Source organism: Sulfuricurvum sp. PD_MW2, assembly GCF_002633015.1.
In the GTDB taxonomy this organism is placed as follows: domain Bacteria; phylum Campylobacterota; class Campylobacteria; order Campylobacterales; family Sulfurimonadaceae; genus Sulfuricurvum.
This window is the reverse complement of the sequence record NZ_NSIU01000045.1, coordinates 1-5,162: the sequence shown is the minus strand read 5'-3', so window position 1 is coordinate 5,162 and position 5,162 is coordinate 1. Positions and strand designations below refer to the sequence as shown.

Here is a 5,162-nt window from a genome sequence, read left to right as displayed (position 1 = left end):
GAATCATTCAATAATCCCTATGCCAAAGATGGTGTTGGTAGTAACAAGGTTGATGAATTCAATAAACAACTAATCCGAAAATTCGCTACATATCTATCTCTTGATAATATTTATATGGCTATGTCTGGGATAAAAAGCCTTTCAATGTATACGGTTTTTAATGCAATCTTTGAAGAATCTAATAATAAAGTCAAACTCAATACAGATACTATCTTTGTTGCATCTCCTTGGAGTGGTGGAAATTTAACTGGTAACACAAATGCTTATCGTGGTGTAGTTGGTAGTGGATTTGTACAAGATCCTCACGGCAATCATAAAGGCTTTTATTTCAAAGATTTAGATATTGCATTTGTTTATAATGGGAACCATTCTATCAGTCTTGGTACTATCATTAATGATATTGATATTACAACTAATTCAGTCTTCCCATCAGGTAATTTAAAACAAGATTTCTTTAATGCAACAATAACCTTCAATAGCATTGAAATAAATGGAGAATCATATTCTGTAGATTGGAAGCTTGCAGTTTTGCTTTATATGATTCAGCAAGTCTATCGACCTTAGTTTTTCAGCTTTGAATACGCTGCATTGATCTTCTGAGAAATGCGTGTGTATTCCTCTTTTTTGGTCTGTGTTAAATCGGGGTGATAAAGCTTTTGAAGCTTGCGATATTGCTTCTTTATCTCCTCCGGTGTAGCTGTTCTTGAAATATCTAAAATAACATACGGGTCGTGTGAGTCCCATCGTGATGTTTCATTATGCTGTTCTCCCCTATTCCCACCTGATTTATGCGTATTCTCTTGCTTTGATGATGATTGCTCTTCTCTTCTGTGGTATTGTTGTTCAGAACGTCTGTAATCATCGTTAAAACCTCTTTGTCTGAACTCTTGGTAACTTTGCTCATTCTCACTTGAATAGCGTTTCTGTTGCGTTCTAGCATCATAATAGGCTTTCAAGCGTACGAACTGGAAATAGATGAATACAAAGGGTCTTGAAACGGTATATAGGAAATCTTTGAGCTTTTCATAAAAATCTAAAATTCCATACCAAATTCTATACGCTAATAAATGCACGAATTGCAAATGCGGATATGCCATACCCAAGCCAATGTACAGATTCAAATTAAACAATATGACATCTTGTCTCAAAATGTCAGAGATTATCGCGTATGCAATAAGAAGAATGATGATTCGAAACGGTGCCCATTTAAAGAGGTTGGATATTACGGCACTAATCATAAAAATGATACTGGCTATAATGAGTAACCAAATTCCGGCTCTGTGAAAGTCGTTATATACGATGCTTAGAACGTCAATCATTATCTAGTCCGACGTTCAAATCAATATAGTCTATATGTGTATCAATCAAATGTTTTTCCGATTTCATCGGTGAGAATTTCGTATAGCTGTTCAGCATGAAGTCTTTGTAATAGGGTTTGACTTTCATTTTGAGCGGTAATCTATTTCCATAGATTAGCAATACTTCATTGTCTTTCATTGTTCTAATCTCTGCATTGCTTAGAATAGGTTCTTTGATATGATGAACTTTTCCATATTCATCGAGCTTGTTCACGTAGTGCTCGCCGATCATTTGAGAGAGCATATTCGTTGTTTGAAAATCTGCCCCTGAGAAAAACAGTTTACCCGTCACACCGCCGTTTAAAATCGTCAAGGCTTCATTTTTCCCATACTGGTGTTCAAGCTGATTGTAGTCTTGCAATACTATTGAGATGGATACCTTGTACTTTCTGATTGTTGTAATGGTAGATGAAAAGCCGGGAATATTCATATTACCGAATTCATCAAGCAAACAATAAACGGGTAAGTCTCCCCTACTCGGTAATTTCTCCATCATAGCGTTAAAAAACTGCTTGTAGAAAAGATTGAGTAAAAAGCTATATTGCTGTTGTTTCTGTGCCGGAATACGAATGTAAAGAACGCTTTTTTGTTCTCTGAAACTCTGAAAGTTTATATGATGGTTTACCGTCAGATATGCCAAGTTATCATTGATACCTATAGTATTGAGCGCGACGTTAGCGGTAGAAACAAAAGACTGTACTGTTTTTAGGTTTCCGCTTACAAATCCTTTCCATTCGTTGAAAGTCTTTTCGTCGGCGTATTTGAAAATGAGTTCATCTAATGCTGTACCACTCTCACCAAAATTATTGATAAGATACCTTAGATTAGCAAGATTGATATAGCGGTGGTCGTGAGTTGCGACAAGCACTTTTATCAGAATCGTCAAAAGGCTTTTTGCTCCATCGAGCCACATTTTATCTTCACTCTTAATCTGCCCCGGATTAGCCGATTTAATCAATATCTCGGCTATCTCATCGATTTCAATAGATGATAGTGCATAATATAAAGGATTGTAACCGATTGAGTCCTGTAGCTTCTCAGGGTCAAGCACTTGTACTTTATATCCCTGTCGTTGCAGATAGCCACTAGTTTTTTCATACAGTTCACCACTCAAATCCGTCAGAATCATTGAGCTATTATCCCGTGCAAGTTTCAAAATATTAGTGATGATATAGCAACTGGTTTTCCCACCGCCGGTTCTAGCAATAATTCCCATATGGTTGAAACTGTCTTTTTCGAATAATCTCTTGTCTTGCCCATCAAGGACAAGACCTTTATGTAAACCGCTCAAAAATCTGTTGGCTTCAAAGTAGCCCATCATACCTTTTTGAGGCATAGAAAAAATCGTGCGAAGCGGTGCTAATGCAAAATACTGAAAAATATTGTTCGATGTATTTGCACTCTTCGTTACTCCAAAAATAATACTAAAAACATACTTCATGGTGTGATACATTAAGTAAATAAAAACAACTAAGGCAAATAATGATGAAAGTGCTTCCATTAGCGCTTTCTCTTTTCAGATAATGTTTGTTTCATTCATTTATCACGACGGGATAAGCGTTTTTTGCTCAATCACTCTTTTTGACGTTCTTGCGGTTTTACAGTCGATTTTTCTGTTCTCGTTCTGTTCATCTGCTCACGTCTTGAATCGATTTTGCTTTCAGCCCGTTTTTCTTTCCTATTTTTTATTCTTTCCAATTTATTAACGAACTGATTATACTCAGTTTGCAAACCCAAAGTATTTAAACGATATTTTTTCTCCTCAAAAACAATCCCTGCCGTTTTACCTCTGATATAGAAATCAATACCACGATTTTTCAGAGTGTTTTTGAAGTATTCCTCGCTTGTCGCTTTTTCAAATACTGTTCTAAGGGTTTCGCAAAGCTCATCTTTTCGTGAAAATTTTTTGCTATGGCTTTTCATCTCCTGTTCTTTACGTGGAGTCTTTTTATCAGCTTTTGACTTCTGATAATGCTCGGTCGGATTTAATTGCGGATAACGTTCATTCAGATAGTTTTCGAGATCCTTTTGAATCGAGGCAAAAGAGTCTTTGGAAAATCTGATACGCTTATCACCCGTAATTTCATTGGCACTTATCATCAGGTGTATGTGCATATGTTCCTTGTCTTTATGAAGAGCAGTAAAAGCCAAATGTTGCCCTGCTCTCTTGGAAAGATACTCTTGCGCTAGGTCTTGAAGAATGTGTTGCTGTTCTTGGGATGGGAGATTGTTTTTACTGAGTGAAATGATTTCGTGGTAAAGGTAGTTTTTGCCTCTTGCTCTTTGGAGAAAGTCAGCATTTTTCATAAATTCTTCCACAATCGATTTTTTATCATGTGGACTTGAATAGAGATTATACCCGTCAAGCTCAAAGTCACTATCACGGGTTAGATAGTCGTACAGTGAAGCGAATGAAGCCGAACTGCGGGACATAGATTTTATTATCATGTGGCTATTAGAGTTTAGCGATTAATAGCCTGAACTCATCTTCGTACTTTTTGAGTGCAGAAATGAGTATATTAACATCGATAAACTCACCTATATTGGCTTTATAGGCAATTTGGTTGATGTTGTTAGCAATACCGCGCGAAATGCGAATATAGCTCTGTACAAGCTCCCATTGCTCTTTAGTCATAAATTGATTCGGACTATTCTCGATGAAGTTTAAAACCACTTCTTTTGCGAGCTTCGTAGCTTTCATATCAAGAGCATCCGCTCTGATTTTCAAAGCCTCAAAATCTTCCGTAAGCAACGGGAAAGTCACTATTTTACGGGTTCTTTCGTAATGGTAGTGTTTATAGTTTTTCAAGTACTCTGTTCTATTCATAGTTTTAAACTTTTGTTAGATTATATAGTCTTGATTTGCTGAGAAATGATATATCGGGCAATCTCCAAAAGCGGGTAGTAGATATTCCCCTGCCCTGATTTGATGTATTGCACACCTAATGCAAGTTTGCGTTCACGGTCGAGTGTTGCAACACTTTTACTGAGTTCTTTTCCACATTCCTTTTTGGAAAGAAGCATCTTGCTATATTTGCTGTATAGGCTATCAAAAATGATTTTTTCATCACTAGTCATTATCTACTCCTCACAGGTCTTAGTTTTCAAATGATAGAGCAAAAATACTTATTGATTTATTAAAATACATATGTATTCAATAAAATAGATATGCTATTATTTAAAAAGATATTTATATCACACTAAATATATATTGTGTATAATCACTGTAATTAGCTAGGAGTAAGTACTATGGCAGATGAAAGATTTGAACGCTTTGATAAACAGCAAGACCGTCAGTCCAAGCCGGAAAGTGAAAAAAAATCGAAAAAGATCATTTTTTCCATGACAGAAAAACGTTATGAAGAGTTGGCACGTATGCAAAAATTTCTTGGCAAGAAAACACTTACGTCAACGATTGATTATTTTATAGATCAAGGACTTGAAAAAGTCCGTGAAGATTTTGAGAGTATTAGGGAGAGGTAACAAATAGAGGCTTTCCATATAAGATTTTTCAGGAATGTCAGGAGACCTTTATACCCATCGTTGTCCAGCTTCACTTTCCAATTCGACTGTTGATATTTCATCAATCATGGTAAAATCTTTTACAATACTATTCTCAAGATTACCTGCCACAATTTTATCCCGATCAATTACAACAGATACCATGCCATTAACTATAATATCAATGTCAGATTCATCTTGAAAATAATGATCATTCCAATCAAATACCTTTGAAGATTCAGACATACTGTGAGGAATAGTATAAAAAGAGAGTGATTCAAAAAGAGCGAAAATCCCTAAAAA

At 35.8% G+C, this 5,162-nt stretch carries 8 protein-coding genes; 2 read left to right on the top strand and 6 right to left on the bottom strand.

Annotated features, from left to right (window positions below; genetic code table 11):
* A partial coding sequence (locus CJD30_RS11310) for a DUF6710 family protein (protein ID WP_294919190.1) occupies positions 1 to 564 on the top strand: 564 nt, incomplete at its 5' end.
* On the opposite strand, the gene CJD30_RS11305 is transcribed toward CJD30_RS11310, so the two are convergent.
* The 5 genes from CJD30_RS11305 to CJD30_RS11285 form a co-directional block, all read right to left on the bottom strand.
* Positions 561 to 1,097 (bottom strand): J domain-containing protein, encoded by a 537-nt coding sequence (locus tag CJD30_RS11305; RefSeq protein WP_294919187.1) that lies wholly within the window; start codon positions 1,095 to 1,097, stop codon positions 561 to 563. The two genes, CJD30_RS11310 and CJD30_RS11305, sit on opposite strands and share 4 nt — an antisense overlap.
* Before the next feature lie 214 nt (positions 1,098 to 1,311).
* Positions 1,312 to 2,859 (bottom strand): type IV secretory system conjugative DNA transfer family protein, encoded by a 1,548-nt coding sequence (locus CJD30_RS11300; protein ID WP_294919185.1) that lies wholly within the window; start codon positions 2,857 to 2,859, stop codon positions 1,312 to 1,314.
* Between the two features lie 71 nt (positions 2,860 to 2,930).
* Positions 2,931 to 3,791, bottom strand: a complete 861-nt coding sequence (locus tag CJD30_RS11295; RefSeq protein WP_294919182.1) for a relaxase/mobilization nuclease domain-containing protein — start codon at positions 3,789 to 3,791, stop codon at positions 2,931 to 2,933.
* 22 nt (positions 3,792 to 3,813) lie between these two features.
* The gene (gene mobC / locus CJD30_RS11290) at positions 3,814 to 4,185 is read right to left on the bottom strand and encodes a plasmid mobilization relaxosome protein MobC (protein WP_294919179.1); all 372 of its coding nucleotides are present in this window, start codon (positions 4,183 to 4,185) and stop codon (positions 3,814 to 3,816) included.
* A gap of 20 nt (positions 4,186 to 4,205) precedes the next feature.
* Positions 4,206 to 4,436 carry a hypothetical protein gene (locus CJD30_RS11285; protein WP_294919177.1) on the bottom strand — a complete coding sequence of 77 codons (231 nt, stop codon included), beginning with the start codon at positions 4,434 to 4,436 and terminating at the stop codon, positions 4,206 to 4,208.
* A 171-nt stretch (positions 4,437 to 4,607) separates the two neighbouring features.
* Between CJD30_RS11285 and CJD30_RS11280 the strand changes: the two genes are divergently transcribed.
* The gene (locus CJD30_RS11280; RefSeq protein WP_294919176.1) at positions 4,608 to 4,841 is read left to right on the top strand and encodes a hypothetical protein; all 234 of its coding nucleotides are present in this window, start codon (positions 4,608 to 4,610) and stop codon (positions 4,839 to 4,841) included.
* Between the two features lie 48 nt (positions 4,842 to 4,889).
* Here CJD30_RS11280 and CJD30_RS11275 read toward each other — a convergent pair.
* A partial coding sequence (locus CJD30_RS11275) for a hypothetical protein (RefSeq protein ID WP_294919174.1) occupies positions 4,890 to 5,162 on the bottom strand: 273 nt, incomplete at its 5' end.

What these genes read in the sequence shown, in the direction of transcription:
- CJD30_RS11305 (WP_294919187.1), bottom strand. Translation starts at nt 1,097, where the DNA reads ATGGCATATCCGCATTTGCAATTCGTGCATTTATTAGCGTATAGAATT.
- CJD30_RS11300 (WP_294919185.1), bottom strand. Translation starts at nt 2,859, where the DNA reads ATGGAAGCACTTTCATCATTATTTGCCTTAGTTGTTTTTATTTACTTA.
- CJD30_RS11295 (WP_294919182.1), bottom strand. Translation starts at nt 3,791, where the DNA reads ATGTCCCGCAGTTCGGCTTCATTCGCTTCACTGTACGACTATCTAACC.
- mobC (WP_294919179.1), bottom strand. Translation starts at nt 4,185, where the DNA reads ATGAATAGAACAGAGTACTTGAAAAACTATAAACACTACCATTACGAA.
- CJD30_RS11285 (WP_294919177.1), bottom strand. Translation starts at nt 4,436, where the DNA reads ATGACTAGTGATGAAAAAATCATTTTTGATAGCCTATACAGCAAATAT.
- CJD30_RS11280 (WP_294919176.1), top strand. Translation starts at nt 4,608, where the DNA reads ATGGCAGATGAAAGATTTGAACGCTTTGATAAACAGCAAGACCGTCAG.